The following is a 26,741-nucleotide window of genomic DNA, read 5'->3' as shown; positions in this document are numbered from 1 at the left end:
CTGCTGGTTGCTTGTTACGCTCACCAGAGAAGCAAAGCAACCAGAAAGGCAGCCGACGATGACAGAGACCCTGACCACCGCCGTCACCGGTATTTCCGCGCAGAACAAGGATTGGCTGCGGCTCAAGGGCGCGGCCACCGCCCTGCAGGCCCTCCAGGTCCAGGACGGTTCCGTCCCCGGGAGCGCGGACCACCCGGCGGCAGCCCGGTACGTGGAAACCATCGTGGATGCTCTCACGGCACTGGCCCCTGCCTTCCCGCACGACGCGGACTACCTTGAGGCCGCCTGTGCTGATTTCCGGGCATGGGCCGCGGGCGGGTTCGCCGTCCCGGACTTCCTGTCGTCCCTGCTGGTGTTCCAGCCGCAGCAGCAGCGCATTGACGGCCTGCAGCACCTGGTGGTCTTCCCCATGTACACCCAGAACGGCAGCAGCAACCGACTGGTGGAGGCCGTGCTGGTGGAGGTCATCTGGCCCGAGTTCATCGCGGGACTGGAAGCCGGGGAGTACTCCAACAAGCTCTTCGTCCCCATCCGCTTCGTCGACTTCACGCCGGGCTATGACACCAACTCCGCCGTCCTCTTCCCCGAGACGGTAGCGGTCAGCCAGACCCCCACCTTCACCTGGGGCGCCATCTTCGCCGACCGCGAAGCTGCCCGGTTCCGCCGCGTGCTCAAGGCGGCCGCGGAGACCACCTCCCTGGAGCTCCCGGAGGGTGCAGCCGAACTGCTCGTCGACCAGGACCTCACCGAGGCCACCTTCGTCATGTGGGACCTGATCCACGACCGTACGCACATGCGCGGCGACCTGCCCTTCGATCCCTTCATGATCAAGCAGCGGATGCCCTACTTCCTCTACTCGCTCGAGGAGCTGCGCTGCGACCTCACCGCGTTCCGCGAATCCGTCCGGATCGAAAAGGACGACGACGCCGACCCCGAGGCCCGGCGGCACGCCAAGCTCGTGCAGTACGCCATCATCTTCGACCGCATCTTCCGCTTCGCCATCACCGGCAGCCGGGTCCGCAACTACGACGGCCTGGGCGGCCAGCTCCTTTTCGCCTGGCTGCACCAGCAGCACGTACTGCACTGGACGGACACCCGGCTTACCATCGACTGGGATGAGGTGGCGGACGCTGTGATCGCCCTGGGAGCCGGCATCGATGACCTGTACTGGCGCTCCATCGACCGGCCCAAGACCGCCCACTGGCTGGCGGCCTACCAGCTGGTGTCCGCAACCGTCACCCCCAACCCGGCCTCCGTGTGGGCCAAGGGGCCGGACGCGCTGCCACTGGCGGGAACACCCCGCGGCCTCACGGACCAGGTCCTGGACGACGAATTCCCGCTGTCCATGTTCTACGAGGCATTGGAGAAGAAGATGCGCCCCGTCATTGAATCAACCGCCGGCATCACCGGCCACTCCGCCCTGTGACCGGTTCCGGCCCTGCCGCTGCTGCCCACAACACCACCGGGCCCCTTAAGGTCCTGGTGGCAGGCGGCAGCGGCGCGTCCGGCGTCGCCGTTGCGCGTGCACTGGCTGCGGCAGGGCACCGCGTGGCCACCGTGGGCTCGGACCAGGCCAGGATCGGGGCGGCCGCGGAAAAGGCGGGCGACGGCGTCACTCCCTTCACGTGCGACCTCGCCGATTTCCACGGCGTCCGGCAGCTTCGGGCGGAGGTCAGCGCCGCCGTCGGGCCGGTTGACGCCGTGATCCACCTGGTGGGTGGCTGGCGAGGGGCCAAGGGCATCGCCGACCAGTCCGACGACGACTGGGACTTCCTGGAGCGCGGGGCCATCACCACGCTGCGCAACGTGTCACGCGTCTTCTTCGACGACATTGCCGCATCTCCGGCCGGCAGGTTTGCCATGGTGTCCTCCACGGCCCTGGACAAACCAACCGCCGCGGTGGCCAGCTACGTTGCAGCGAAGGCCGCCGCGGAAGCCTGGACCATGGCCATGGCGGATGGCTTCCGCCGTGCCGCCGGGGACGGCGGAAACCTGGCTGCTGCCAGCATCCTGGTGGTCAAGGCACTGGTTGACGACGAGCTGCGCCGCGCCCACCCCGAGCGGAAATTCCCGGGGGCCACGGACGTGGCTGACCTGGCCGCCGCCGTCGTACGGCTTTTCGGCACGCCGTCCGCCGAACTCAACGGTATCCGCCTCCGGCTGGCGGGCTGATCCCCGCCGTGACTGTACATAAACTGAAAGCGTGAGCAACCCTATGACGACAACAGCAGAAACAGGCTCGGCGCTGCGGCTGCACGATCCGAGCGTGCGCGGCTTTGCCTCCGACAACTACTCCGGTGTCCACCCCGAGGTGCTGGCAGCCTTGGCTGCAGCCAACGAGGGGCACCAGGTTTCCTACGGCGAGGACGACTACACCGCGCGGCTGCAGGAACTGATGGTTGAACACTTCGGCCCGGGCATCGAATGCTTCCCGGTCTTCAACGGCACCGGTGCCAATGTCCTGTCCCTGCAGTCCCTGCTCCCCCGCTGGGGCGCCGTGGTGTGCGCTTCCACCGCCCATATCAACATGGATGAGAACGGGGCACCCGAGCGCATCGGCGGCATGAAGCTGCTGCAGGTCCCGGCCCCGGACGGCAAGCTGACCCCGGAGCTGATCGACAGGGAGGCCTGGGGCTGGGGCGATGAGCACCGTGCGCAGCCGCTGGCCGTCTCCATCACCCAGACCACTGAACTGGGCACGTGCTACACCCCGGAGGAAGTGCGGGCCATCGCCGACCATGTCCACGCAAAGGGCATGAAGCTGCACATGGACGGCGCACGGCTGGCCAATGCGGCCGCCCACCTGAACCTCCCCCTGCGGGCCTTCACCCGGGACGCCGGCGTGGACATCCTGTCCTTCGGCGGGACCAAGAACGGGCTGCTCTTCGGCGAGGTCGTGGTGGCGCTGAACCCTGAGGCCGCCCACGGCCTGGTATACCTGCGCAAGATGAACATGCAGCTGGCATCCAAGATGAGGTTCATGTCCGCCCAGTTCATCGCCCTGCTCGAAGACGGCCTTTGGCTGCGCTCCGCATCGCATGCCAACGCCATGGCCACCCGGCTGCGGGCCGCCGTCGACACCATTGAGGGCGTCCGCACCACCCAGAAGACGGAATCCAACGGCGTCTTCGCAATCCTTCCACCCGGCGTGGCGGACCGCCTGCGCAGTTCCTTCCGTTTCTACGACTGGGACGAGGCAGCAGGGGAAGTCCGCTGGATGTGCTCCTTCGACACCACCGAGGAAGATGTTGATGCCTTTGCCGCCGCGATCCGCCGTGAACTCCGGGATTACCGGGACGGGCAGGCGGGGTGACCGTCCGCTGACGGCGAGCCTTCCTGCCCCGCCCCGCCCCGCCCCGTAATCTGCCAAGGTGAACGCACTTGACCAGGTTCCCCCGGATTTTCTCCACGCCTTGGGAACCCTCAGGAAAGCCCGGTGCCGCAAGGAACTGCACCTGGCCGAAATCCCTGCCCCCGCACGGCTGGCTCCGTTTGCCGTCGCACTTGGCGCTGAAGTCATGGCCCCCGGCACAGGCAGCCTTTCCACGCCCGTCCACGGACCGGCAGCACTGGCTTTCGCAGCAGCATCCGGTACCGCCGCCGCAGGAACTGCGGACGACGATGAGACGGAACTCGCCACCGGACGGTTCATCCTGCTGCACGATCCGGACGGCTCAGCGGTCTGGGACGGCGAGTTCCGCATCGTGACCTACATCCGGGCCGAACTGGAACCGGAAATGGGCAACGACCAGATGCTGGGAACTGTGGCATGGACGTGGCTGGTGGAAGCGCTGGATAACCACAAGGCCGCTTACAGGGCAGCCGGCGGCACAGCCACCCGCGTCCTGTCCGAAAGCTTCGGAACTTTGGCCGGGCGGCCAGGTTCCATCGACATCGAACTCCGGGCCTCCTGGACGCCCGATTCCTCCGATGTCCAGGCGCACCTGGAAGCCTGGTCCGACATGGTGTGCACGTTTGCGGGGCTGCCGCCGCTGCCCGACGGCGTGACCGCCCTTCCGCCCCGGCGGCGGGGCCAGCAGAACGGCTATGGGGCAGCCCGGTAAACTGGGGGCATCATGACCCCAAACATTCCGGAAAACACCACAGCCGGCGTCCCGGCTGCTGCTGCCGCACCCCATATCACGGTGGAGGGCTTTGACAGCCCCATCCCCGAAATCATCGATCTTGACGCACCCCGGGACGGCGTTCCCCTGGTCATCGAAACCCAGTCCGGCCTGGAGCGCTGTGCCGCCGCCATTGCCGCCGGCACCGGCCCCGCAGGCGTTGACGCCGAACGCGCCTCCGGGTTCCGCTACGGCCAGCGCGCCTTCCTGGTCCAGATCCGCCGCGAAGGTGCCGGGACCTGGCTGATCGATCCCGAACCCTTCGGGAACCTGGAGATCATCAATGACGCCCTGCGCGGCGTCGAATGGATCCTGCACGCCGCCAGCCAGGACCTGCCCTGCCTGTCCGAACTCGGAATGTGGCCGGACAAGCTCTTCGACACCGAACTCGCCGCCCGCCTGGCCGGGCTTCCCCGCGTGGGCCTGGCAGCCGTCATCGAACAGCTCCTGGGATTCGGGCTCGCGAAGGAACACTCCGCCGCTGATTGGTCCACCCGCCCCCTGCCGGAGCCGTGGCTGCGCTACGCCGCCCTGGACGTCGAGGTCCTCACCGAACTGCGCGAGGAACTCATTGAACTGCTCCAGGCGGACGGGAAGCTGGAGTACGCCGAGCAGGAATTTGCCGCCATCCTCGAAGCCGGCATCGCTCCGCCCCGGGTGGACCCCTGGCGGAAGACGTCCGGCCTGCACCAGATCCGGGACCGCCGCCAATTGGCCGCCGTCCGCGAGCTGTGGCTGGAACGCGACTCGCTGGCGCAAAAACGCGACGTGGCACCGGGCAGGCTCATTCCGGACTCCGCCCTGGTAGCGGCGGCGAAGGCCATGCCCGCCACCGTCCCGCAACTGCTCAGCACCAAGGGGTTCCACGGCCGCGCGGCCCAGCGCGAGGCTCCACGCTGGTTGCGCTGCATCGCCGCAGCGCGGGACCTGGAGGAACTGCCGCCCCTGCACCTGCCCACCAACGCCCCGCCACCGCCGAGGGTCTGGGCAGACCGTGATCCCGAAGCCGCCGCCAGGCTGGCCACTGCCCGGCCCCTCCTCCAGGCCAAGGCAGAGGAACTGAACCTGCCGCTGGAGAACCTGTTGACGCCCGACTACCTGCGACGCGTGGCGTGGCGGCCGCCCGCAGACCTTACCGAGGACTCCGTTGCCGCTGAGCTTCGGGCGCTGGGGGCCCGCAGGTGGCAGGTGGAACTCAGTGCACCGCTGATTGCCGGCGCGTTCCTGAACCCGCAGCCGCTGCCGCCCAAGGAAGCCAAACCTGTTGCCGCAGCCGGCGGCCAGTAACTGCTCCGCGATACCCCTTGCAGGCTAAGTTACTCACGAGTAACATCGGTGTGACCGACGCCAGGCTGCTGCCGCCCTCCGGCATGCACCCGGCGCGCCACATCTCGATGAGGAGTTACACGTGAGCCAGCACGGAAGCGGCGCATCCACGCGCACTGTCCGCGACGTCGTCTTTGTGGACGGCATCCGCACACCCTTCGGCAGGGCCGGCGAGAAGGGAATCTACGCCGGAACCCGGGCCGACGACCTGATCGTGAAATGCATCCGAGGCCTGCTGCGCCGCAACCCGTCGCTGCCGGCGGAGCGGATCGACGAGGTTGCCATTGCCGCGACCACGCAGACCGGCGACCAGGGCCTCACCCTCGGCAGGACCGCCGCGCTGCTGGCCGGACTGCCGCGCACGGTTCCCGGCTTCGCCATCGACCGCATGTGCGCCGGCGCCATGACCGCTGTCACCACTACGGCCGGCAGCATCGGCTTCGGCGCCTACGACGTGGTCATCGCCGGCGGGGTGGAGCACATGGGCCACCACCCCATGGGCTCGGGCGCCGACCCCAACCCCCGTTTCATGTCCGAACGGCTGGTGGACCCGGCAGCCCTGAACATGGGAAACACCGCCGAGAACCTGCATGACCGCTTCCCCGCCATCACCAAGGAGCGCACCGACGCCTATGCGGTGGCTTCCCAGGACAAGCTGGCAGCCGCCTACCGGGACGGCATGATCCAGGCCGACCTGGTTCCCGTTGCCGCCCGGAAGCCCGGCGAGGGCTGGACGGTCCACAGCAAGGATGAGCCGCCGCGCCCCGGCACCACCCTGGATGACCTCGCCGGCCTGCGTACGCCGTTCCGCGCCCATGGCCGGGTGACAGCCGGTAACGCCGCCGGGCTGAACGACGGCGCAACCGCCGCCGTCCTGGCGTCCTCGGAAGCCGCCGCCGAACTGGGCCTGCCGGTCAAGATGCGGCTGGTCAGCTACGCATATGCCGGGGTGGAGCCGGAAGTCATGGGCATCGGCCCTGTCCCGGCCACCGAAAAGGCACTGAAGAACGCCGGCCTGGGGATCGAGGACATCGGCCTGTTCGAAATCAACGAGGCGTTCGCCGTCCAGGTCCTGAGCTTCCTTGACCACTACGGCATTTCCGACGACGACCCCCGGGTGAACCGCTACGGCGGCGCCATCGCCGTGGGCCACCCCCTCGCGTCCTCCGGCGTCCGGCTGATGATCCAGCTCGCCCGCCAGTTCGAGGAAGATCCGTCGGTCCGCTACGGGATCACCACCATGTGCGTGGGCCTGGGCATGGGCGGCACCGTGATCTGGGAAAACCCGCACCACCCCGACTACAGTGGAACCCCCGCCGGGGAGACCGCCGCCGCTACCGAGTCCAAAGGAGCCCTGGCATGAGCGCCGCAGATTACCGCAAGTTGGCGGACCTCTTCCCCAACGAAACCGTGACCCACTCCTACGTCCAGGACATCGCCCTGCCGGGAACTGCGGGGAAGCCCAGCCCGGGCACCTTTGCCCTGGTCACCCTGGACAACGACTTTGACCACACCAAGCCCACCACCCTTGGCCCCAACACCCTCGTGGAGCTCGGCACGGTGCTGGAAGGCCTGCGTGACCGTGCCGCCCGCGGGGAAATCGTGGGCGTGGGCGTCACCGGCAAGCCGCACTACCTGGTGGCCGGTGCCGACCTTTCCGCGGTGAAGTCCCTGGAAAAGCGCGAGCACGGACTCTGGATGGCGCAGCTGGGCCACGACGTCTACGCCACCCTGGCCAACCTGGGCGTCCCCAGCTTCGCCTTCATCAACGGCGCCGCCCTGGGCGGCGGCCTGGAGATCGCCCTGCAGTCCACCTACCGGACGGTGTCAACAGGTGCCGGCGCCCTGGCGCTGCCGGAAGCCTTCCTGGGCCTGGTGCCGGGCTGGGGCGGCGTGTACATCCTTCCCCGCCTTGTGGGGCCCGAAAACGCCGTCAAGGTGATGATCGAGAACCCGCTGAGCAACAACCGGACCCTTTCCGGCGCCCAGGCGTTCGGTCTCGGAATTGCGGACGCGCTCTTCGAGCCTGCCGACTTCCTGGAGCAGTCGCTGGCCTGGGCCGCGGGCGTCATCTCCGGCGACGTGGTCCCGGAGCGGCCCAACGCCGTCGACCCTTCCTCCCCCGACGCTGCGGCCCGCTGGACCGCGGCCGTGGATGCCGGCCGGAAGTTCGTGGAAGGCAAGACGTCCAACGCCTCCCCTGCCCCCGCCAAAGTCCTGGACATCCTCGAGGCCAACCGCACCATGACCGCGGCGGAGTCCGCCGCCCTGGAGTGCGAAACCCTCGCCGGGCTCATGCAGACGGACGAGTTCCGCTCCACCGTCTACGCTTTCCTCGACCTGGTGCAGAAGCGTGGCAAGCGCCCCGCCGGCGCCCCTGACCGCAAGCTGGCCCGCCCTGTCACCAAGGTGGGCGTGGTGGGCGCCGGACTGATGGCCGGCCAATTGGCACTCCTCTTCGCGCGGCAGCTGAAAGTCCCGGTGGTCCTGACCGACATCGACCAGGCCCGGGTGGACAAGGGCGTGGCCTACGTCCATGGCGAGGTGGACAAGCTGCTGGCGAAGAAGCGCGTCAGCCAGGACGCTGCCAACCGCACCAAGGCACTGGTGACCGGATCGGTGTCAAAGGAAGCATTTGCGGATGCCGACTTCGTGATCGAGGCTGTCTTCGAGGAACTCCACATCAAGAAGCAGGTCTTCGCCGAACTGGAGGGCATCGTGTCGCCGGAGTGCATCCTGGCGACCAACACCTCCTCCCTCTCGGTGACGGAGATGGCCGCGGACCTGCAGCACCCGGAGCGGCTGGTGGGCTTCCACTTCTTCAATCCGGTGGCCGTCATGCCGCTGCTGGAAATCGTCCGCGCCCCGCGGACCGACGACGCCGTGCTCGCCACCGCCTTCGAACTGGCCAAGGCCCTGAAGAAGACCGGCGTGCTGGTCAAGGATGCGGCCGCGTTCGTGGTCAACCGCATCCTGCTGCGGCTGATGGGCGAAGTGACGGCTGCCTTCGACGAGGGCACCCCCGCGGAAGTGGCGGACGCCGCGCTGCGGCCCATGGGGCTGCCCATGACACCGTTCACGCTGCTGGCCATGGTGGGCCTGCCCGTGGCGCAGCATGTCCAGGAGTCCCTGAACGCCGCTTTCGGCGACCGCTTCCCGGTTTCCGACAACCTCAAGAAGCTCATCGACAACAACGTCAAGGCACTGTGGGAGACCGCCCCGGACGGTTCCCGGGCTATCCCCCAGTCCACACTTGAGTTGATGTCCTTTAGCTCCAGCCCGTCCTCGGCGGAGCAGGTGCTGCACCGCGTCCAGGACGCCCTGGCAGAGGAAATCGGCCTGATGCTGGAGGAAGGCGTCGTCGCCGGACCCGAGGACATCGACCTATGCATGATCCTGGGCGCGGGCTGGCCGATGTTCCTGGGCGGCATCACGCCGTACCTGGACCGGGTGGGTGCATCGGAGCGGGTCAATGGCAAGCGTTTCCTGCAGCCCGGCGTCGCGTCGAGCAAGTCCCGGGACTAGGCGGACGGGCGGTCAGGCCGGAACCAGCCGGCCGCCGTCGAGCGCCAGGATGCGGTGTGCCGCCGCGCGTGCATAGCCCAGTTCATGGGTGACCAGCACGACGGCGGCACCCGCCTCCGCTGCCGACCGTACGGCTGCGCCGAGCAGGGCGAGTCCGTCGCCGTCCAGCGCCACCGTCGGTTCGTCCAGCGCCAGAACGGCAGGCCTGCGCGCCAGGACGGTGGCCAGGGCCAACAGTCGCTGGGCGGACGCCGGCAGCTCGGCAGGATGTTCCCGGGCCGCACCTGCGAGTCCCACAGCTTCCAGTGCCGCGGCGGCGTAATCGGCCGCCATCGCCGGGCCGAACAGGCGGTCCAGCCCGAACCCGACTTCCCGCAGCACCGTGCGTTCGAACAGCTGGTCACGGGGCTGCTGGAAGAGCAGGCCGACGGACGCCGCTGTCTTTCCCACCGGAGCTCCCGCGATGTCGCCGCCGCGGACCAGGACAGCGCCTGCGGTGGGACGGAGCAGGCCGTTGAAGTGCCGCAGGAGCGTTGATTTCCCTGCACCGTTGGGGCCGGTGACAGCTACGATTTCCCCCGGATGGACTGCCAGGTTGATGTCCTGGAGCACCATTGCGCGGCGGTCGGGCCCTGGCTCCTGCCGGCGACGCCTGCGGCGGCGTTCGGGCGCTTCCGGGTATCCAAAGGACACCCCCCGCAGCTCCAGCGCTGCGGGCCCGGCCGGCAGCTCCCCTGCCCGACGGCTGGAGGGCCGGGGCACGGGGGTCGCAGCGGCTTCCAGGTTGAGGCGCCGGATGGCCGGCGGCAGGAGCCCGGAGCCGGGGCTGAACGCGGCAGGAGGTCCGCCGGTGGTGAGCGTGCCGTCCGCCAGCACCAGCCACGTGCCGGCTTCCAGCAGCAGCGGGTCAACCGTCTGGCTGAGGATCACGACGGCGGTGCCCTGGTTGAGGAGGTCCCGGACCAACACGGCCAGTTCGTTGGCCCCTGCCTCGTCCAGGGAGGCGAAGGGCTCGTCCATGACCAGCACCGGAGGTCCGGGGATGATCGCGCAGCCGATGGCCAGCCGCCGCATCTGGCCGCCGGACAGCCTGGCCGGGTCCTGGTCCAGCTGGCCGGCAAGTCCCAGGAGCCCGGCGGTGCGCTCCACGGCGGCTTTCATCCCGGCACGGTCCATGCCGGTGTTTTCCAGACCGAACGCGAGTTCCTCGGCCACCGTGGCCCGGACGGTGGACAGGACGCCGGCAGGGTCCTGCGGCACGAAACCCACGTGCCGGCCCCACTGGGCGGGATCGATCCGGGGGTCCCCGCTGCCGCCGTCGAATTCCAGCCGCGTGCCGGCCAGCTCAAGGAACCCCGCCAGCGTGCCGTGGCCGCCCGGCGCCAGCCAGCCGGCCAGCAACCGGCCCAGGGTGGACTTGCCACTTCCAGATGCGCCCAGAATGGCCGTGAAGGAGCCCGGCGCAACGGAAACAGCCAGCTCATGCAGGGCGGGGGCATGCCCGTCGTGGAAGGTAAAGCTCCGGACGCCGGCAGCCAGCACTGGGCTGTTCAAGGGGACGGCACGGCCGGCAGCCGCCATGCGTTCAGGCACCGGCCTGCACAACCCGGAGAACCACTGCGGCCAGTGCCGCCACCATCAGGACGGCCCGCACTGCCCGCTGGGCGGCGGAATCGGGCACTTCCCGGTAGGTGGTCCGCGGCCCGGGGTTGCCCAGTCCGCGCGCTTCCAGGGCAGCAGCCCGGGTCCCGGCTTCCTCGATCAGGGACAAGACCAGGGGAACGGCCTGCAGCCGGAATGCGGTCATCCTGGACAGCAGGCCGCGGGAGATGACCAGGCCGCGCGATTCCTGGGCCTGCCGGATCCGGCGCGCCCGGCCGGCAATGGCCGGCAGCAGGGTCAGGGTGGATGCCAGCACGAAAGCGAACCGGCCCTGCACGCCGCGGGCCGACAAGGCCGCCACCAGGTCCGGCACGCTGACACTGAAGGAAAACAGCAGCAGGGCCAGGACCACGGCGGCCAGCTGTAGAATGCGCTGCACGGCAAATTGCAGTCCCTCTGCCGTGATGCGGGCAGGTCCCCACTCCGCCAGCACAGTCCTTCCTTCCGGGAAGAAGAGGCCGTGCAGCACCAGCAGTGACAGGCCGAGCGGGACCAGGACTGCCGCGGCAGCCGGCACAACGCGGCGGGCCGCGCCCCTGGCCAGCGACAGGCCAAGGCAGGCGGCAACCACGGTGCCTGAGAGCACCCAGCTTGCTGCCGCCGTCGTCATGACCGCCGTGCTGCCGGCAACGGCAAGTAAGGTCAGCGGATTAATCCGCTCCCGCCTGGCCGGGGCCGCGGTCCTGCCCGCCGGGGATGCTGTCACGGTGCCCGGCTCAGCCGTTCAGCGCTGAATCGCTGGCCGGTCCCGACGCAGTACCCGGTGCCTGCTTCGAACCGTCGGCGTGCGCACCCGTCTGCGGCGCCGGGGCCGGGCTGCTGCCGGCGAGCACCCGGTGGCGGCGGATGAAGGGGAACTGCTGGCGCGTCCGGCGCGGCAGCGCGTAGACCAAGACGGCCACGATGGTGAACACGATGGCCTTGTCCATGGGGTCGGACAGGAGTGCCTGCTTGGTGATGGCGGCCAGGAGGGTGTCCCCCATGGCCCGGAAGGCACTGACGATTGCGCCGGTGGCCACGCCCGACGTCCCGCCGAAGACGAAGGCAGCCACGGGGGCGGACACGACGCCTGCGATGATCCCGGTGACGAAGCCGGCAACCGGGGCAAGGTAGAAGCGGCGGAAGAGGCCGTAGCGTGCCGCGAGCCCGGCCAGGCAGCCGATGAGCGCGGCGCCTGCCGCGAACGGCAGCACGGTGGGGTTGAAGAAGGACCAGACAATGCTGCTGAGCGCGCCAGTGGCGGCGCCGGCGGCGGGGCCGGCCAGGGCGGCGATCAGCACTGTGCCGATGGCGTCGAGGTAGAAGGGAACAAGAGTGCTGCCGACAAACTGGCCCAGCACGATGTTCAGGACCAGCGCCACCGGGATCAGCACCAGGGTGGAGGCCGGAAGGGTGGGCAGCACGGCGACGATCAGCAGGACCGCCCCGGCCAGGAAACCGGTGAGGGCGATCAGGGCCGATGCGCTGCCCGGACCACCGGTGATGTCTGCGGGCTGGTTAAGGACCAGGTAGACGTAGGTGGCGGCAATGGCCAGGGCGCCGAGGATCTCCAGCAGCCGGCGGCGGGCCGCGGGGCGTTCCTGGGACGGAAGCGTCAAAGAGGGCGATGACATGGGAACTGTTCCTTTGGGGTGCAGGCAGTGGCCCGGCAGTACCGGGCCGGGATGTGGCTGCCTATGTCACCTCGGCAGCAGCCGGCGGCAACTGCGCCGGGCCGGTCCGGAGCCCATTCTACCGGCCATCCTCCGGCAGCGTCCCGGGCAGGATGTTCCTGCCGCGCCGGCCGTGGATCCCCTGCCTCACCCCGTCTTCCGGGCCAGGCGCCCCACAGCGGACACCAGCTCACCGAACGCCTGCTCCGGGTTGTTGGCGGACACGATCCGGGCGTTCGGTGGTGCGCCCCAGAGCCCGCGAAAGTCTGCCACGGTCGTTCCCATGAGGAGCGCCGATTCCGTTTCGACGTCCACCGTGGCCGGGCGCGCGGCGTACTCAAGGGTGCCGGCGGCCACGCCGGCGGCAAAGAAGTCATGGACGTGGGCCAGGTAGCCCTGGTCGTAGAGCCGGTGGAACTCGAAGTAGAAGCGCAGGGCGTCCGAAAGGTGCCTGATCAGCGTGTTGTCGGAAGTGCTGCGGCGGCCCTCTGGGTCTTCCGGGAGTACCAGTTCCGGAACGGCGGCACCTGCAGCCCGGGCCAGTGCCTTGACGTGGGCCGGATGCATTTCCATGCGTTCCGTGGTGTCCAGCGAACAGACGATGGGCAGTTTCTCCAGCGGCCGGCCGCGGTAGGCGGCATAGACTTCCTTGGCCGCGTGCGGATCCACGTGGGTGTTCCACTCGGCGGTGGGGGTGGTGTTGCCTTGGTGGTAGAAGGCGCCGCCCATGATCACCACCTTGGCCAGGAGGTCTGGAAGTGCCGGTTCCTGCCGCAGGGCCAGGGCGAAGTTGGTGAGCGGGGCGGTAATGAGCGCGGTCAACTCCCCCGGCCTGGCCCTGGCATGTTCGATCCACAGGTCCACTGCATTCTGCCGACTGGGCTGGCCTGATGGTTCAGGCAACACCGCGTAGCCGATCCCCTGCGGCCCATGCGTTTCCGGGGTGGTGATCAGGGGGATGGACAGGGGCTTCCGGGCACCCACCGCAACCTGCACTCCAGGCCGGCCGCACAGCTCCAGCAGGGCAAGGGTGTTGCGCGCCACCTGGTCGGCATCAACGTTGCCCGGGGTGGCCGTGACCGCCACGAACTCCGTGTCCGGGAGGGCGGCAAGATAGGCGAGGGCCAGGGCATCGTCGATGCCGGTATCGACGTCAAGGAGGTAAGCGGGCACGGTCGCCTAGAAGAGCGCGACCTTGGGCACGGCGGGGAAGATCCCGTCCAGGGCAGCCAGGTCCTCCGGGGTGGGAACCCAGTCTGCCGCTTGCGCGTTCTGCCGGACCTGTTCCGGCCTGGTGGCGCCGGCGATGACGCTGGCCACCGAGGGCTGGGCGGCGAGCCAGGAAAAGGCCACCTCGATCTCGGTCAGCCCGCGCTCCTTCGCGAAGGCGCTGTACCTTCCCAGCTGATCCCAGTCGGCGTCGTCCACCATGTTGGTGCGGGTGTGGCTGAGCCGGGATCCTTCCGGAGCGTGGCCCGGCGAATACTTACCGGTCAGAAGGCCGTTGGCCAGCGGGAAATACGGCAGGACACCCAGGCCGAATTCCTCGGCGGCCGGGGTCACCTCCAGTTCGGCGCGCCGGTCCAGGAGGTTGTAGTGGTTTTGCGAGGAGATGAACCGTGCGGTGCCCAGTTCCCGGGCCACGTATTCCGCCTGGGCGATCTGCCAGCCGGAGCGGTTGGAGTGGCCGATGTAACGGACTTTGCCGCTGCGGACCAGGGTATCCAGCGCTGCCAGGGTTTCGTCGATGGGCGTGAGCGGATCCGGGGTGTGGAACTGGTAAAGATCGATCCAGTCGGTACCGAGCCGCCGCAGCGAGGCCTCCACCGACTGGATGATGTACCGCCGGGAACCACGGGCGCCGAAGTCCGGACCGTTGGCGCCCTTGGCATCCATCCCGAACTTGGTGGCAACCACCACGTCCCCGCGCCGGCTGCCGAGGGCCTTGCCCAGCATGGTTTCGCTGAGTCCCGGTACCCTGCCGTAGTTGTCTGCCACATCGAACAGCGTGATCCCGGAGTCAATGGCGGCGTTGACCACCCCGTCCGTGGCGTCCTGCGACTCCGTGGCGGTGTTGGCGCGGCCCAGGTTGTTGCAGCCCAGGCCGACGGTGGAGACGGTGAGGCCTGATTTTCCAACGCGGCGGTAAGTGGTCACGGGAGCTCTCCTAGAGGCTGAAGCTGCCGCCGGGCTTGGCGGAGTGCTTGAGTTTGTACTGGTCGGGGTCGCTGAACGGAGCGGCCCCGATGCTGAGCTTGGTAAAGTCGAGGTCCTCGCCGCGGGCGCACACCTTGATGGCGTTGACTGCCTTGTTGACGTCCGGGCACAGGCAGAAGATGTTCAGCTTGTAGTCGGTGAATTCGGACCGCTCCACTGTTCCCAGGCCGCGCCACGCCAGGTGGCTGATGAGGGCGTCCTTGGCCTTTTGCTCCAGGCGGCGGTCCCGGTCGGTGCCTTCCCTGGTCTTGAGGGCGAACTGTGCCACCACCCAAAACTGCTCCTCGTTGGGGATCTCCGCGTAGCCGTCCTCCGCGCATTGTGCGGCAAAGGCGTCCAGGAGGCCATCCGCAGCGCCTGCGTCGGGGACGTCGGTTTCCTCGGTCTTGCTCTGGTGCCCCACGGCACCGAAGTTCATCACGAACTGGGAGTACTCCTCGTCGAACCAGGCCTCCCGGAACTGGAGGGCGCCCTCGTCGTCGCGTTTGTAGACCCTGACAATGCCGCTCATGTGGTGCGTCCTTTGGTAAACCATTCAACGTCGGTGCCGTCGAAAGGCGCGTGCTGTGCCTTCACGGCGTGGTAAAGCCCGTCCGCGGCCGCCTGGATGTCCTCAATCAGACGGTGGGGGTAGTGCATGGAAACGCTGTGCTCCGCAAACTCATCCTGGTCGTCGATGAAGACGCCGCGGTCCGCGGTGCGGATGACGTCGAGGTCCATGTCGATGACATGGAACTCGGTTACCGCAGGCCGGATGTGTGTCCACTCATGGCCCACGGCGAGGTCGATGTAGACCCGCACTCCGCCGGGGTGGGCGGAGTCGTAGAACGTTGCCACCCAGTCGCCCTGGCGCGGCACCAGCAGGACAGCATCCGAACGGGTATAGAACGCGGCGCCGGGGCGGGAACAGAATTCGTTGGTGCCCTGGAAGATCCACCACCCGTGCTGGTCCTCGCCCAAGTACCGCCCCGGCACAACCCAGTGGGCTTTGCCGTTCCATTTGCGGTTCCTGGAAACCACCAGCTGGCCTGGCTCCAGTCCGTTGGGAACGCGTGTGGTGGTGGTGTGCAGGACCGGTCCGGACTCCCCCGCCGGCCCGGGGTACTTCAGTTCGTCCTCGTCCCTCACAGGATCGGAAGGCTGCCGGTGGTGGGGTGCTGCTGCCCGGGGAGGGGCCGCGCAAAGGGAACCTTCGTTCCCAGGACCTGTGCGACGACGTCGTGCGTGATCTGCTGGGCCGTCAGCCCAACGCGCTCCAGCACCTGGTTGCGGGTGCCGTGGTCAAGGAACTCCACCGGCAGGCCCACCTCGTTCAGGGCGGTGTCGACGCCTGCGGCACGCATCTCCTGCCGGATACGCGAGCCGACGCCACCTGCGCGGACGCCGTCTTCGATGCAGATCACCAGGCGGTGGTGTGAAGCCAGCGCAATGATGGAACGCCGGACGGGGAGGACCCAGCGGGGATCCACCACAGTGGTGCTGATGCCCTGCGCGCCGAGCCGGTTGGAAACGTCCAGTGCCAGTTCGGCCATCGCGCCGACGCTGACGATCAGCACGTCGTTTTCGGTGGAGCCTGACGGTCTGCGGGCCAGGACGTCGACTCCGTCGCTGAGCCGTTCCAGTGCTTCGACGGCGGGGCCAACGGAGCCCTTGGAGAAGCGGACGACGCTGGGGGCATCGCTGATGGCAACGGCTTCGCGCAGCTCCTCGCGGAGCCGGGTGGCGTCGCGGGGCGCGGCAAGGTGCAGTCCGGGGACGATCTGGACCATGGCCATGTCCCACATACCGTGGTGGCTTGCGCCGTCCGGGCCGGTGACGCCGGCGCGGTCAAGGACGATCGTGACGCCGGCCTTGTGGAGGGCGACGTCCATGAGCAGCTGGTCGAAGGCCCGGTTCAGGAAGGTGGCGTAGACGGCCACGACAGGGTGCAGTCCGCCGAAGGCCATGCCCGCGGCGGCGGTCAGCGCATGCTGCTCCGCGATGCCGACGTCGATGACGCGCTTGGGATGCTTGGCCGCGAATTTGTGCAGGCCAACCGGGATCAGCATGGCCCCTGTGATGCCCACGATGTCGTCGCGTTCGTCGGCGATGGCAGCGATCTCGTCCGCGAACACGGAGGTCCAGGACTGGGCGCCGCCGGCGCCGGTGGGCTCGCCCGTTTCGGGGTCGATGATGCCCACCGCGTGGAACTGGTCCGCTTCATGGGCACGGGCCGGAGCGTAGCCGTGGCCCTTTTCCGTCATGGCGTGGACGATCACGGGGCCGCCGTAGTTCCGGGCGGTGGACAGTGCATGCTCCATGGCCTGGAGGTTATGCCCATCCACCGGGCCGATGTACTTCATGCCGAGGTCCTCGAACATGCCCTGCGGCGCCCACCAGTCCTTGATGCCCTTCTTCATGGCGTGCAGGCTTTTGTAGGTGAACTGCCCCACGGGGCCACCGTCCTGCAGCTTCTTCTTCCACCAGTCAAGCGCGCCCTCGTACGCGGGGGCGGCGCGGAAGGAGTCGATGGTGGGGCGCAGGGAGGCAAGGTAGTCCGCGAAGCCGCCCACCGTGGGGGCGTAGGACCGGCCGTTGTCGTTGACCACGATGACCACGCGGCGTTTCTTGTCCGCCGCAATGTTGTTGATGGCTTCCCAGGCCATGCCGCCGGTGAGGGCACCATCACCGATGATGGCCACCACGTGCCGGTCGCCTTCGCCGGTGAGCTGGCGGGCCCGGGAAATGCCGTCGGCCCAGGACAGGGACGACGACGCGTGGGAGCTTTCCACGATGTCGTGTTCCGATTCGGCCCTGTCCGGGTAGCCGGAAAGGCCGCCTTCCTGGCGGAGCGTGCTGAAGTCCTGGCGTCCGGTGAGCAGCTTGTGGACATAGGACTGGTGGCCTGTGTCAAAGACGATGCTGTCGCGGGGGGATTCGAAGATGCGGTGCACGGCCAGCGTCAGTTCCACGACGCCGAGGTTGGGCCCGAGGTGGCCGCCCGTCTGGGAGACGTTCGTAATCAGGAAATCCCTGATTTCCGAAGCCAGCTGTTCCAGCTGTTCCTCGGTCAACTCGTTCAGGTCCTGCGGATTCCGGATGGTGTCCAAGATTCCCAATGACCCCTCCTTCGGGTGGTAGACGTGCCGTTTAACTCTAACGCCTCGGTTCGCAGGGCCGGACGTGGCTGAAAAGCCGAAGCCCCGGCTGGTCGGTGACCGGCCGGGGCTTCGGGAGGTTGGTGCCTGGGCAGCAGTTCCCGCTAGTTGGCGGAGATCTGGCGCAGCACGTACTGCAGGATGCCGCCGTTGCGGTAGTAGTCCGCTTCACCCGGGGTATCGATGCGGAGCACGGCGTCGAAGGACTTCGAGGAGCCGTCCTCTGCGGTGGCGGTGACCTTCAGGGTCTTGGGCGTGGTGCCCTCGTTGAGGGCGGTGACGCCCTCCACGGAGAAGGTTTCCGTGCCGGTCAGGCCCAGGCTGGCAGCGTTCTCGCCGGCCGGGTACTGCAGCGGCAGGACGCCCATGCCGATGAGGTTGGAGCGGTGGATGCGCTCGTAGCTCTCGGCGATGACGGCCTTGACGCCCAGCAGTGCGGTGCCCTTGGCAGCCCAGTCGCGCGATGATCCGGAACCGTATTCCTTGCCCGCCAGGACCACCAGCGGGGTGCCGGCTGCCTGGTAGTTCTGCGCGGCGTCGTAGACGTATGCCTGCGGGCCGTCAGCCTGGGTGAAGTCGCGGGTGAAGCCGCCCTCAACGCCGTCCAGGAGCTGGTTCTTGATGCGGATGTTCGCGAACGTGCCGCGGATCATCACTTCGTGGTTGCCACGGCGCGAGCCGTAGGAGTTGAAGTCCTTGCGCTCCACGCCGTTGGCCAGCAGGTACTGGCCGGCCGGAGTGTCGGACTTGAAGGAACCGGCCGGAGAGATGTGGTCGGTGGTGACCGAGTCGCCGAGCTTCAGGAGCACTCGGGCGCCCGAGATGTCCTTGACCGGCTCCGGCTGTGCCTGCATTCCCTCGAAGTACGGGGGCTTCCGGACGTAGGTGGAGTTCGGATCCCAGGCGAAGGTGTCGCCGGCCGGGGTGTCCAGTGCCTTCCAGCGGTCGTCGCCGTCGAAGACGCCCTCGTAGCCCTTGGCGAACATCTCCTTGTCGATCGAGGAATCGATGACCTGCTGGACCTCAACCGGGTTGGGCCAGATGTCCTTCAGGAAGACGTCGTTGCCGGCCTCATCCTTGCCGAGCGGATCGGTCTCGAAGTCGAAGTCCATGGAACCGGCCAGGGCGTACGCGATGACCAGCGGCGGGGACGCCAGGTAGTTCATCTTCACGTCCGGGTTGATGCGGCCTTCGAAGTTGCGGTTGCCGGACAGGACGGCGCTGACGGCGAGGTCGTTGGCCTGGATGGCCTCGGAGATCTCTGCTTCCAGCGGGCCCGAGTTACCGATGCAGGTGGCGCAGCCGTAGCCCACGATGTAGAAGCCGAGCTTCTCCAGGTACGGGGTCAGGCCGGACTTCTCGTAGTAGTCGGTAACTACCTTCGAGCCGGGGGCGACGGAGGTCTTCACCCACGGCTTGGCGGTGAGGCCCTTTTCGACGGCGTTGCGCGCCAGCACAGCGGCGGCCAGCATGACCGACGGGTTGGACGTGTTGGTGCAGGACGTGATGGACGCGATGGTCACCGCGCCGTGGTCCAGCTCGAACTCGCGGCCGTCAGCCATCTTTACGGGAACCGGATTGGAGGTCCGTCCGGCGCCGCCGTGGGCAGCCGAATACTTCGGCGGTTCGCGGTCGGTGTCCGAGATGTGGGTTGCTCCGCCCGTGAAGGACGGGGCGTCGGAGGCCGGGAAGCTTTCTTCCAGGGACTCGTCCAGGGTGCCGGCGTTGGCGTCGTGGGAGACGTAGTTGAGCAGGTCGTGGCGGAACTCGTCCTTGGCCTCGGTCAGTTCAATGCGGTCCTGCGGGCGCTTGGGGCCGGCGATGGACGGAACAACCGTGGACAGGTCCAGTTCCAGGTACTCGGAGAACTTGATGTCGCGGGAAGCGTCGTGCCACAGGCCCTGTTCCTTGGCGTAGGACTCCACGAGGGCGACGTTCTGCTCGGACCGGCCGGTGAGGCGCAGGTAGTCCAGGGTGACGTCGTCGATGGGGAACATGGCGGCGGTGGAGCCGAACTCGGGGCTCATGTTGCCGATGGTGGCGCGGTTGGCCAGCGGCACAGCAGCAACGCCTTCGCCGTAGAACTCCACGAACTTGCCCACCACGCCGTGCTTGCGCAGCATTTCGGTGATGGTCAGCACCACGTCGGTTGCGGTGGCACCGGCAGGAATGCTGCCGCTGAGCTTGAAGCCCACCACGCGCGGGATGAGCATGGAGACGGGCTGGCCGAGCATTGCTGCCTCGGCCTCGATGCCGCCCACGCCCCAGCCCAGCACGCCCATGCCGTTGACCATGGTGGTGTGCGAGTCCGTGCCGACGCAGGTGTCGGGGTAGGCGCGGAGCGCACCATCCACTTCGCGGGTCATCACGGTGCGGGCCAGGTATTCGATGTTGACCTGGTGCACGATGCCGGTTCCCGGGGGGACCACCTTGAAGTCGTCGAACGCCGTCTGGCCCCAGCGCAGGAACTGGTAGCGCTCACCGTTGCGCTGGTATTCGATCTCCATGTTGCGCTCCAGTGCGCCGGAGTTACCGAAGGCGTCGATCTGGACGGAGTGGTCGATGACCATTTCGGCGGGTGCCAGCGGGTTGACCCGCTTCGGGTCGCCGCCCAGGTCCTTGACGGCTTCACGCATGGTGGCCAGGTCGACCACGCAGGGAACACCGGTGAAGTCCTGCATGATCACGCGCGCCGGCGTGAACTGGATTTCTGTATCGGGTTCCGCATTCGGATCCCAGCCTGCCAAAGCGCGAACGTGATCGGCAGTGATGTTCGCGCCGTCCTCGGTCCTCAGCAGGTTTTCAAGCAATACCTTGAGGCTGAACGGAAGGTTTTCTGCACCTTCAACGGAGTTCAACCGGAAAATTTCGTACTCGGTTCCGGCTACATTAAGTTTGCCTTTTGAACCGAAGCTGTCCACAGTGCTCATCGCAGGACTCCTCTCGCAACAGTTTCATCTTTGTCGCGCGGTTGACCGCCTGCTAGTTAGGAAGCCCTAAGTAGTTCCAGGGCCCGAAAATTTGCACACGGCCGGCCGAGAATTCGGGCGCGACGTGGGACTACTACGGCCATCGTAGTCGAAAACCGTGACGGCATCATGGAGCCGGAGTCAGCAGTGCCACCGTCTCGAGGTGGTGGGTGTGGGGGTACAGGTCGAAGGCCCGCAGCCCGGCGAGCTCCCACCCGGAGCGGCGGAAGTAACCGAGGTCACGCGCGAACGACGCCGGATCGCAGGACACATAGGCAATGGCCCGGGGCTGCGAGGCGACGAGTTGGCCGACGACGGCTTTCCCGGCTCCGGCGCGGGGAGGGTCGAGGACCAGGGCGTCGAAGTTCCGCGGTTTCTGGCGCAGGACCCGCTCCACGCGCCCCTGGACCACCTCCACCTGCGGTGCGGAGTGCAGGTTCTTCCGGGCATCCCGGCTTGCACCCGGCGCCCCTTCGACCGAGAGTACGGACCCCGTCTCCCCTACCGCATCAGCCAGTACGGCGGTGAAGAGCCCGGCGCCCGCGTACAGGTCGGCGACCACGGCACCGGGGTTCAGGAAGTCGCCCTCCCGGAGGAATTCTGTGACAGCCCCCACAAGGGTGCCGGGCGCGTCGCGGTGGATCTGCCAGAAACCCTCGCCGGTCACCCGGTATTCGTGTCCAGCGGCGGTTTCCTGGACCCAGGTGCGTCCCCGGAGCTGCGTGACGGTGCCGGCCAGCGGATCGAAGGCTGCCACCGATGCGTCCGCCGGCAGGGCCGCGGCGATCGCCCGCAGCCGCTTGTCCTTGGTACCCGGCGCAGGGGCCAGGAGCACCAGGGGCCGGGAACCGTTGGCCGGCGCGGCCACCTCAACCCGTTCGATGCCCTGCAGGTCCAGGTCCCACAGGCGCAGGGCGTTGATTGCTTCGCTTGCCAGGGGCATCTCCCGCACCGCAACGATGTGGTTGGAGCGGTGGGCGTGCATCCCGAGCCTGCCGCCGGGGGTGACCGAAAAACTGGCCCGCGTGCGCCACCCCAGGCCGGTGCCGCCGTCGTCCGCTTCCCCCACGGGTTCCACCGCGCCGGTCCATACGGACGGCACCTGGTCAAAGCCGGCCAGGCGGGTGAGCTGTTCTGCCACGACGTCCGCTTTCAGGCTGCGCTGCCTCGCCAGGGTCATGTGCCCGAACTCGGCACCGCCCACCGGCGGGTGGCCGTGGCCCCAGGCGCGCAGGGAATCCGCCACATGCCAGAAGTGTTCCACCCGGTCCGGCGATGCTTCCAGCACCTCGATGACATCTGCCCGCCAGAACTTGGCGCCGTCCGCGGCGTCGGTGAGCCTGACGCGGACCTTCTCCCCCGGAATGGCGTGCCGGACAAAGACCACCCGGCCCTCATGGCGCGCCACGCAGTGCCCGCCGTGGGCCACCGGACCGACGTCGAGGACGGCCTCCTCACCGGTGTGGCCGGTTTCATCCCCTGAAGGCAGCGAAGTGTCGGATGCCGGCAAAGCGGCGGAAGGGTTGGCGGTCACTGGACATCCTGGAGGTTCTTGGCTTCTTCGGAGGATTTGAGCTGCCAGGGAACGCTGGCCACCATGACTCCCGGTTCGAAGTGCAGCCGGGTCTTGATGCGGAGGGCGGTCTGGTTGTGCACCAGCTGCTCCCACCATTTGCCCACCACATACTCCGGGATGTAGACCACCACGAGGTCCCGTGGGGAATCCAGGCGCATCTGCTTGACGTAGTCCATGATGGGCGTGACTGTCTCGCGGTACGGGCTGGCGAGGACGGTCAGCGGCACCGGGATCTCGAGTTTTTCCCAGTCCGCGATGGTGTGTGCGGTCTCGTCCGGGTCGATGTCCACGGTAATGGCGTCCAGCCGGGAGGGGCGGGAGGCACGCGCATAGGCCAGGGCCCGCAGCACGGGCTTGCGGACGTGCGAGACCAGCAGGACGGCATGGACCCTGGTGGGCAGGGCACGCGGTGAGGAGTCCTCGTCCACGGCGAGTTCCTTGGCGACGTTGTCGTAGTGGGCCCGGATGCTCCACATGATCAGGAAGAGGATGAACATGGCCAGCAGGGCAATCCAGGCGCCCTGCTGGAACTTGGTGATGAGGACGATGACCAGCACCAGTCCGGTCATGCCGAATCCAATGCTGTTGATGGTCCGGGACTTGATCATCTTCCGCCGGACCGCCTTGTCCTTGGCGAGTTTCAGCTCGCGCCCCCAGTGCCGGATCATGCCGAGCTGGCTGAGGGTGAAGGAAATGAAGACGCCGACGATGTAGAGCTGGATGAGCTTGGTGACGTCCGCGTCGAACGAAATGATGAGCACCAGGGCGCCGGCCGCGAGGGCCAGCACGCCGTTGCTGAAAGCGAGCCGGTCGCCGCGGGTCCGGAGCTGGCGGGGCAGGTAGCCGTCTTGGGCGAGGATGGAACCCAGGACCGGGAAGCCGTTGAAGGCGGTGTTGGAGGCGAACACCAGGATGACGCCGGTGGCGGCCACCACGATGTAGAAGGGGATGGACCCTTCGCCGAAGATGGTCTGCGCGATCTGGCTGATGGCCGGGTTCTGGATGTAACCCTCGGGCAGCGGGCTGCCGTTCAGCAGGAATTCCTTGGCGGGGTCCAGCACAATGTGGACCTTGGTGGCGTTTGCCAGGTAGATGATGCCCGCCAGCATGGCGGCGCCGATCACGCCCAGGAGCAGCAGCGTGGTGGCTGCGTTCTTGCTCTTGGGGTGCCGGAAGTTGGGAACGCCATTGCTGATGGCTTCGACGCCGGTCAGCGCCGCGGCGCCCGAGGAGAAGGCCCGCAGCAGCAGGAAGGCCCCGGCCAGGCCCACCAGGCCCTGGTCGAAGCCCTCCGCGGGAACGATGGTGAACGCAGCCGACGGCGCCTGCCCCAACTGCCCGGTGGCGGCCTGGAACATGCCCACCGCGGTCATGCCGAGGATGGACGCCATGAAGATGTAGGTGGGGACAGCGAAGACGCTGCCCGCCTCCTTGATGCCGCGCAGGTTCACCAGGGCAAGGATGACGACGCCGATCGTGGCGATGACGGCCTGCTCGCCGTGCAGCGAGGGTACAGCCGTGGTGAGGTACGCCGCTGCCGACGACATGGACACCGCAACCGTCAGGACGTAGTCCACCAGGAGGGCCGAGGCAACCGTCAGGCCGGCATACTTGCCCAGGTTCTCGTTGGCGATCTCGTAGTCCCCGCCGCCTGACGGGTACGCGTGCACGTTCTGCCGGTAGGAGGCCACCACGGTCAGCAGCACCACCATCACCGCCAGGCCGACCCAGGGCGAGATCGCCACCGCGCTGACACCGGCCAGTGCCAGGGTGAGCAGGATTTCGTCCGGTGCGTAGGCTACGGACGAGAGGGCATCGGACGCAAAGATCGGCAATGCGATCTTCTTGGGAAGCAGGGTGTGGGCCAGTCGGTCATTCCGGAAGGGCCTGCCCACCAGCACGCGTTTGACGGCGTTCAGTATTGTCAACACCCCACAAAGCTAGTCTGATTCGCGGACGATGTCATGACGGGCCGCTGCCAGGCCTAACAAGGGCCATGCCGGTAGAGTTCTAGCTGCACGATCCTGACTTAGATACAAAGGAGATACGGTGGCGCATTTCGTGATCATGGGATGTGGCCGGGTGGGGGCAACGCTGGCGCACACGCTGGAGGATGCCGGTCATTCCGTGGCCATCATCGACCAGGATGACCGCGCGTTCCGCCGGCTCCGCCAGGGCTTCACCGGCCGGAAGGTGACCGGTGTGGGCTTTGACCGCGAGACCCTCAAGCAGGCAGGAGTTGGCGAGGCCCATGCCTTCGCTGCCGTTTCCAGCGGTGACAACTCGAACATCCTGGCCACCCGGGTTGCCCGCGAGACCTTCCACGTTCCGCATGTCGTCGCCAGGATCTACGATCCGGGACGCGCCGAGATCTACCAGCGCCTGGGCATCCCCACGGTGGCCGCCGTCCGCTGGAGCGCGGACCAGGTGCTGCGCCGCATCCTTCCCGAACAACATCTCGCCGGTGATTTCCGCGAGCCCTCGGGCCGGCTGGTCCTGGCTGAACTGGACCTGGACGCCGGATGGATCGGGCACCGGATCAGCAGCATTGAGAAGGCCGCCGATGTCCGGGTGGCCTACGTCACCCGTTTTGGCGAGGGCCTGCTGCCTGACGCTGGAACGGCGTACCAGGACGGTGACACCGTGCACGCCATGCTGCAGGTGGACCGCAGCGCCCAGATCGCCCAGATCCTCGCCAAAGCCCCCGCCAAGGAGTATCAGTGAAAGTCGTTATCGTCGGCGCCGGCAGCGTCGGGTCATCCATCGCCAGGGAATTGCTGGCGCATAAGCACGAGATTCTCCTCATCGACCTCAAACCCGAGGTGATCGGCCGCAGCGGCCTGCGGGGCGCGCATTGGCTGGTGGGCGACGCCTGCGAGCTCTCCACGCTGCAGGGCGCCAAAGTGGAGGACGCCGACGTCGTGGTCTCCGCAACGGGCGATGACAAAGTGAACCTGGTGGTGTCCCTGCTGGCGAAGACCGAGTTCGGTGTTGGCCGCACCGTGGGCCGGGTGAACAACCCGAAGAATGACTGGATGTTCAATGACTCCTGGGGTGTCGACGTGGCCGTCAACACCCCGCAGCTGATGACCGCCCTCGTGGAGGAGGCAGTGGAGATCGGTGACCTGGTCCGCCTGCTGACGCTGCAGACCGGAGTGGCGTCCCTGGTGGAATTCACTGTGCCCCACGACTCCCACGTCATCGGCATGACCGTGGGAGACATCCACTGGCCCGAGGACGCCACCCTGGTGGCCATCCTGCGCGACCAGGCGCCGATCACGCCCACCCGGGACGACGTCATTGACGGCGGCGACGAACTCTTCTTCGTCACCACCATTGCTGCCGAGGACGGACTGCGGGAGCTGCTCTCCTCAGCTCCGGGCAGCATCGACGCCGGGGAACAGCCTGCGGGCAACGGTCAGCCGGCCACCGCGGGCGGCCACGGCCATGCTTTGGACGACGACGGCTTCGACGGCTAGGCCGGGCGCCCCGCAGCCTGGGCGTCAGGCCGTACGGTCTGCGCCGGCTTCAGCGTCGGCCGGAGCAGGCCGGGTTACCAGCCACGCAACCCAGATCCCGAGGATGTACAGGGGCGCACCCATGATGAGGCGGGTGGTGGCGAGAGCGGCCAGGCCGTCTGTGCCCATGAGGTAGAGGGGCACCTGCACGATGAGCCGGAGCGCGAGGACGGCGACGATGATCCACGTGCCCAGCCGGTATGCCTTGACCCGGGCCGGTTCCTTGCGCCACTCCACGCCCTCGTTCCGGATGAAGCCGAAGAGGAGGCCTGCAACGGGCCACTTGACGGCGATGGAAAGCACCATCGCCAGGATGTAGGCGCCGTTGGTGAAGAAGCCGGGAAGGTAGAAGTCCTCCGCCTTTCCGGTGGTGTTGGCCAGCCAGGCGGAAATGCCAACGCCGGCCACCCCCGCCAGCGCCTGGGTCAGGGGGCGCCGCTGCACCAGCCGGACCACGGTGAACACAGCAGCCGACGCCAGGGCGGCCACCAGGGACAGGGTGAGCTCGCGGGTGATGGTGAACGCCACCAGGAATACAAGGCCGGGAACGATGCTCTCCGCAATGCCCTGCACTCCCCCGGCGCTCCGCAGGACATCCACGCGTCCGTCGTGGGTGCGGTGGAGCCCGGCTTTGGCAGCATACTCAGCGGCGAGCCCGGCGACCGGGGACGGACCTGGAGCCTGGGGCCCGCCCTGCTGCTGCCCGTTCCTGCCAGGGTTTTCAGGTCCGGTGGGCTGTTCGGGCTGGTGCGCGGTCATTCGTTCTCCTGGCGGGACAGTATCTCGTAGCGGGGATTGAATATGGTGGGCATGTCCTTGCCGCGGGCCAGCATCCCCTCAACCCGGATTTCCGCACCTGCTTCGATGCCCGGCACCCGGCGACGGCCCAGCCAGACGACGCGGAGCCGCGGTGGCCTGACCTGTCCGGGAGCGGCGGGACGTGCGGCGTCATCCTCCGAAACGATGGCGCTGAATTCGGCAGTCCGGTCGGCAGGTACAAATGTCACGGAGTCAATGTGTCCCTGGCAGGTGACG

22 protein-coding genes are annotated in these 26,741 nt (G+C 67.7%); 9 read left to right on the top strand and 13 right to left on the bottom strand.

What is annotated here, in order from left to right; all coding sequences use genetic code 11:
* Positions 1-58 precede the first annotated feature (58 nt).
* The 7 genes from ACWRN3_RS11190 to ACWRN3_RS11160 all read left to right on the top strand — a co-directional run bounded on the left by ACWRN3_RS11190 (position 59) and on the right by ACWRN3_RS11160 (position 8,975).
* Complete coding sequence (locus ACWRN3_RS11190; protein ID WP_476740689.1) at positions 59-1,426, top strand: DUF6421 family protein; 1,368 nt, start codon at positions 59-61, stop codon at positions 1,424-1,426.
* A complete protein-coding gene (locus ACWRN3_RS11185; RefSeq protein WP_476740688.1) occupies positions 1,423-2,172 on the top strand; it encodes an SDR family NAD(P)-dependent oxidoreductase in 750 nt (249 codons plus the stop codon). Before ACWRN3_RS11190 ends, ACWRN3_RS11185 begins: the two co-directional genes overlap by 4 nt.
* 43 nt (positions 2,173-2,215) lie before the next feature.
* Positions 2,216-3,313, top strand: coding sequence for a threonine aldolase family protein (locus ACWRN3_RS11180; protein WP_476740775.1), 1,098 nt, complete (start codon positions 2,216-2,218; stop codon positions 3,311-3,313).
* 58 nt (positions 3,314-3,371) lie between these two features.
* Positions 3,372-4,064: a DUF3000 domain-containing protein gene (locus ACWRN3_RS11175; RefSeq protein ID WP_476740687.1), complete on the top strand. Its 693-nt coding sequence runs from the start codon at positions 3,372-3,374 to the stop codon at positions 4,062-4,064.
* Between the two features lie 12 nt (positions 4,065-4,076).
* A complete protein-coding gene (locus ACWRN3_RS11170) occupies positions 4,077-5,411 on the top strand; it encodes an HRDC domain-containing protein (protein ID WP_255175204.1) in 1,335 nt (444 codons plus the stop codon).
* 121 nt (positions 5,412-5,532) lie between these two features.
* Entirely contained in the window at positions 5,533-6,813 is a 1,281-nt protein-coding gene (locus tag ACWRN3_RS11165; protein WP_476740686.1) for a thiolase family protein, read from the top strand.
* On the top strand, positions 6,810-8,975 hold the full coding sequence (locus tag ACWRN3_RS11160; protein WP_476740685.1) for a 3-hydroxyacyl-CoA dehydrogenase NAD-binding domain-containing protein: 2,166 nt from the start codon (positions 6,810-6,812) through the stop codon (positions 8,973-8,975). The genes ACWRN3_RS11165 and ACWRN3_RS11160 overlap by 4 nt, the downstream gene beginning before the upstream one ends.
* Before the next feature lie 12 nt (positions 8,976-8,987).
* On the opposite strand, the gene ACWRN3_RS11155 is transcribed toward ACWRN3_RS11160, so the two are convergent.
* From ACWRN3_RS11155 to ACWRN3_RS11105, 11 genes are all read right to left on the bottom strand, one after another.
* On the bottom strand, positions 8,988-10,556 hold the full coding sequence (locus ACWRN3_RS11155; RefSeq protein WP_476740684.1) for an ABC transporter ATP-binding protein: 1,569 nt from the start codon (positions 10,554-10,556) through the stop codon (positions 8,988-8,990).
* 4 nt (positions 10,557-10,560) lie between these two features.
* The gene (locus tag ACWRN3_RS11150) at positions 10,561-11,343 is read right to left on the bottom strand and encodes an energy-coupling factor transporter transmembrane component T (RefSeq protein ID WP_476740683.1); all 783 of its coding nucleotides are present in this window, start codon (positions 11,341-11,343) and stop codon (positions 10,561-10,563) included.
* A gap of 10 nt (positions 11,344-11,353) precedes the next feature.
* On the bottom strand, positions 11,354-12,250 hold the full coding sequence (locus ACWRN3_RS11145; RefSeq protein WP_476740682.1) for an ECF transporter S component: 897 nt from the start codon (positions 12,248-12,250) through the stop codon (positions 11,354-11,356).
* 186 nt (positions 12,251-12,436) lie between these two features.
* On the bottom strand, positions 12,437-13,462 hold the full coding sequence (locus tag ACWRN3_RS11140; RefSeq protein WP_275181065.1) for a nucleoside hydrolase: 1,026 nt from the start codon (positions 13,460-13,462) through the stop codon (positions 12,437-12,439).
* Positions 13,463-13,468: 6 nt separating this feature from the next.
* Complete coding sequence (locus ACWRN3_RS11135; RefSeq protein WP_255175198.1) at positions 13,469-14,446, bottom strand: aldo/keto reductase; 978 nt, start codon at positions 14,444-14,446, stop codon at positions 13,469-13,471.
* A gap of 10 nt (positions 14,447-14,456) precedes the next feature.
* Entirely contained in the window at positions 14,457-15,017 is a 561-nt protein-coding gene (locus ACWRN3_RS11130) for a hypothetical protein (RefSeq protein WP_324644801.1), read from the bottom strand.
* Positions 15,014-15,634, bottom strand: a complete 621-nt coding sequence (locus tag ACWRN3_RS11125; RefSeq protein ID WP_159632169.1) for a DUF402 domain-containing protein — start codon at positions 15,632-15,634, stop codon at positions 15,014-15,016. The genes ACWRN3_RS11130 and ACWRN3_RS11125 overlap by 4 nt, the downstream gene beginning before the upstream one ends.
* The gene (gene dxs, locus ACWRN3_RS11120; RefSeq protein ID WP_255175196.1) at positions 15,631-17,604 is read right to left on the bottom strand and encodes a 1-deoxy-D-xylulose-5-phosphate synthase; all 1,974 of its coding nucleotides are present in this window, start codon (positions 17,602-17,604) and stop codon (positions 15,631-15,633) included. Before dxs ends, ACWRN3_RS11125 begins: the two co-directional genes overlap by 4 nt.
* Before the next feature lie 143 nt (positions 17,605-17,747).
* Positions 17,748-20,573, bottom strand: coding sequence for an aconitate hydratase (locus tag ACWRN3_RS11115; protein ID WP_476740681.1), 2,826 nt, complete (start codon positions 20,571-20,573; stop codon positions 17,748-17,750).
* A 166-nt stretch (positions 20,574-20,739) separates the two neighbouring features.
* The gene (locus ACWRN3_RS11110) at positions 20,740-22,101 is read right to left on the bottom strand and encodes a class I SAM-dependent RNA methyltransferase (protein ID WP_476740774.1); all 1,362 of its coding nucleotides are present in this window, start codon (positions 22,099-22,101) and stop codon (positions 20,740-20,742) included.
* Positions 22,102-22,142: 41 nt separating this feature from the next.
* Positions 22,143-24,119: an APC family permease gene (locus tag ACWRN3_RS11105; RefSeq protein WP_255175194.1), complete on the bottom strand. Its 1,977-nt coding sequence runs from the start codon at positions 24,117-24,119 to the stop codon at positions 22,143-22,145.
* Between the two features lie 118 nt (positions 24,120-24,237).
* On the opposite strand from ACWRN3_RS11105, the gene ACWRN3_RS11100 reads away from it, so the two are divergent.
* Together ACWRN3_RS11100 and ACWRN3_RS11095 are read left to right on the top strand one after the other, a co-directional pair.
* Entirely contained in the window at positions 24,238-24,912 is a 675-nt protein-coding gene (locus tag ACWRN3_RS11100) for a potassium channel family protein (RefSeq protein WP_476740680.1), read from the top strand.
* Positions 24,909-25,667 carry a potassium channel family protein gene (locus ACWRN3_RS11095; RefSeq protein ID WP_324644797.1) on the top strand — a complete coding sequence of 253 codons (759 nt, stop codon included), beginning with the start codon at positions 24,909-24,911 and terminating at the stop codon, positions 25,665-25,667. The genes ACWRN3_RS11100 and ACWRN3_RS11095 overlap by 4 nt, the downstream gene beginning before the upstream one ends.
* A gap of 24 nt (positions 25,668-25,691) precedes the next feature.
* Here the strand turns inward: ACWRN3_RS11095 and ACWRN3_RS11090 are convergent, their stop codons facing one another.
* Together ACWRN3_RS11090 and ACWRN3_RS11085 are read right to left on the bottom strand one after the other, a co-directional pair.
* Complete coding sequence (locus ACWRN3_RS11090) at positions 25,692-26,465, bottom strand: DUF3159 domain-containing protein (protein ID WP_476740679.1); 774 nt, start codon at positions 26,463-26,465, stop codon at positions 25,692-25,694.
* A complete protein-coding gene (locus ACWRN3_RS11085) occupies positions 26,462-26,713 on the bottom strand; it encodes a single stranded DNA-binding domain-containing protein (protein WP_369693209.1) in 252 nt (83 codons plus the stop codon). Before ACWRN3_RS11085 ends, ACWRN3_RS11090 begins: the two co-directional genes overlap by 4 nt.
* Positions 26,714-26,741 lie beyond the last annotated feature (28 nt).

The organism is Pseudarthrobacter sp. rb, assembly GCF_056389225.1.
Note: the sequence above shows the minus strand (reverse complement) of the source record. Positions and strands in the feature narration are given on the sequence as shown.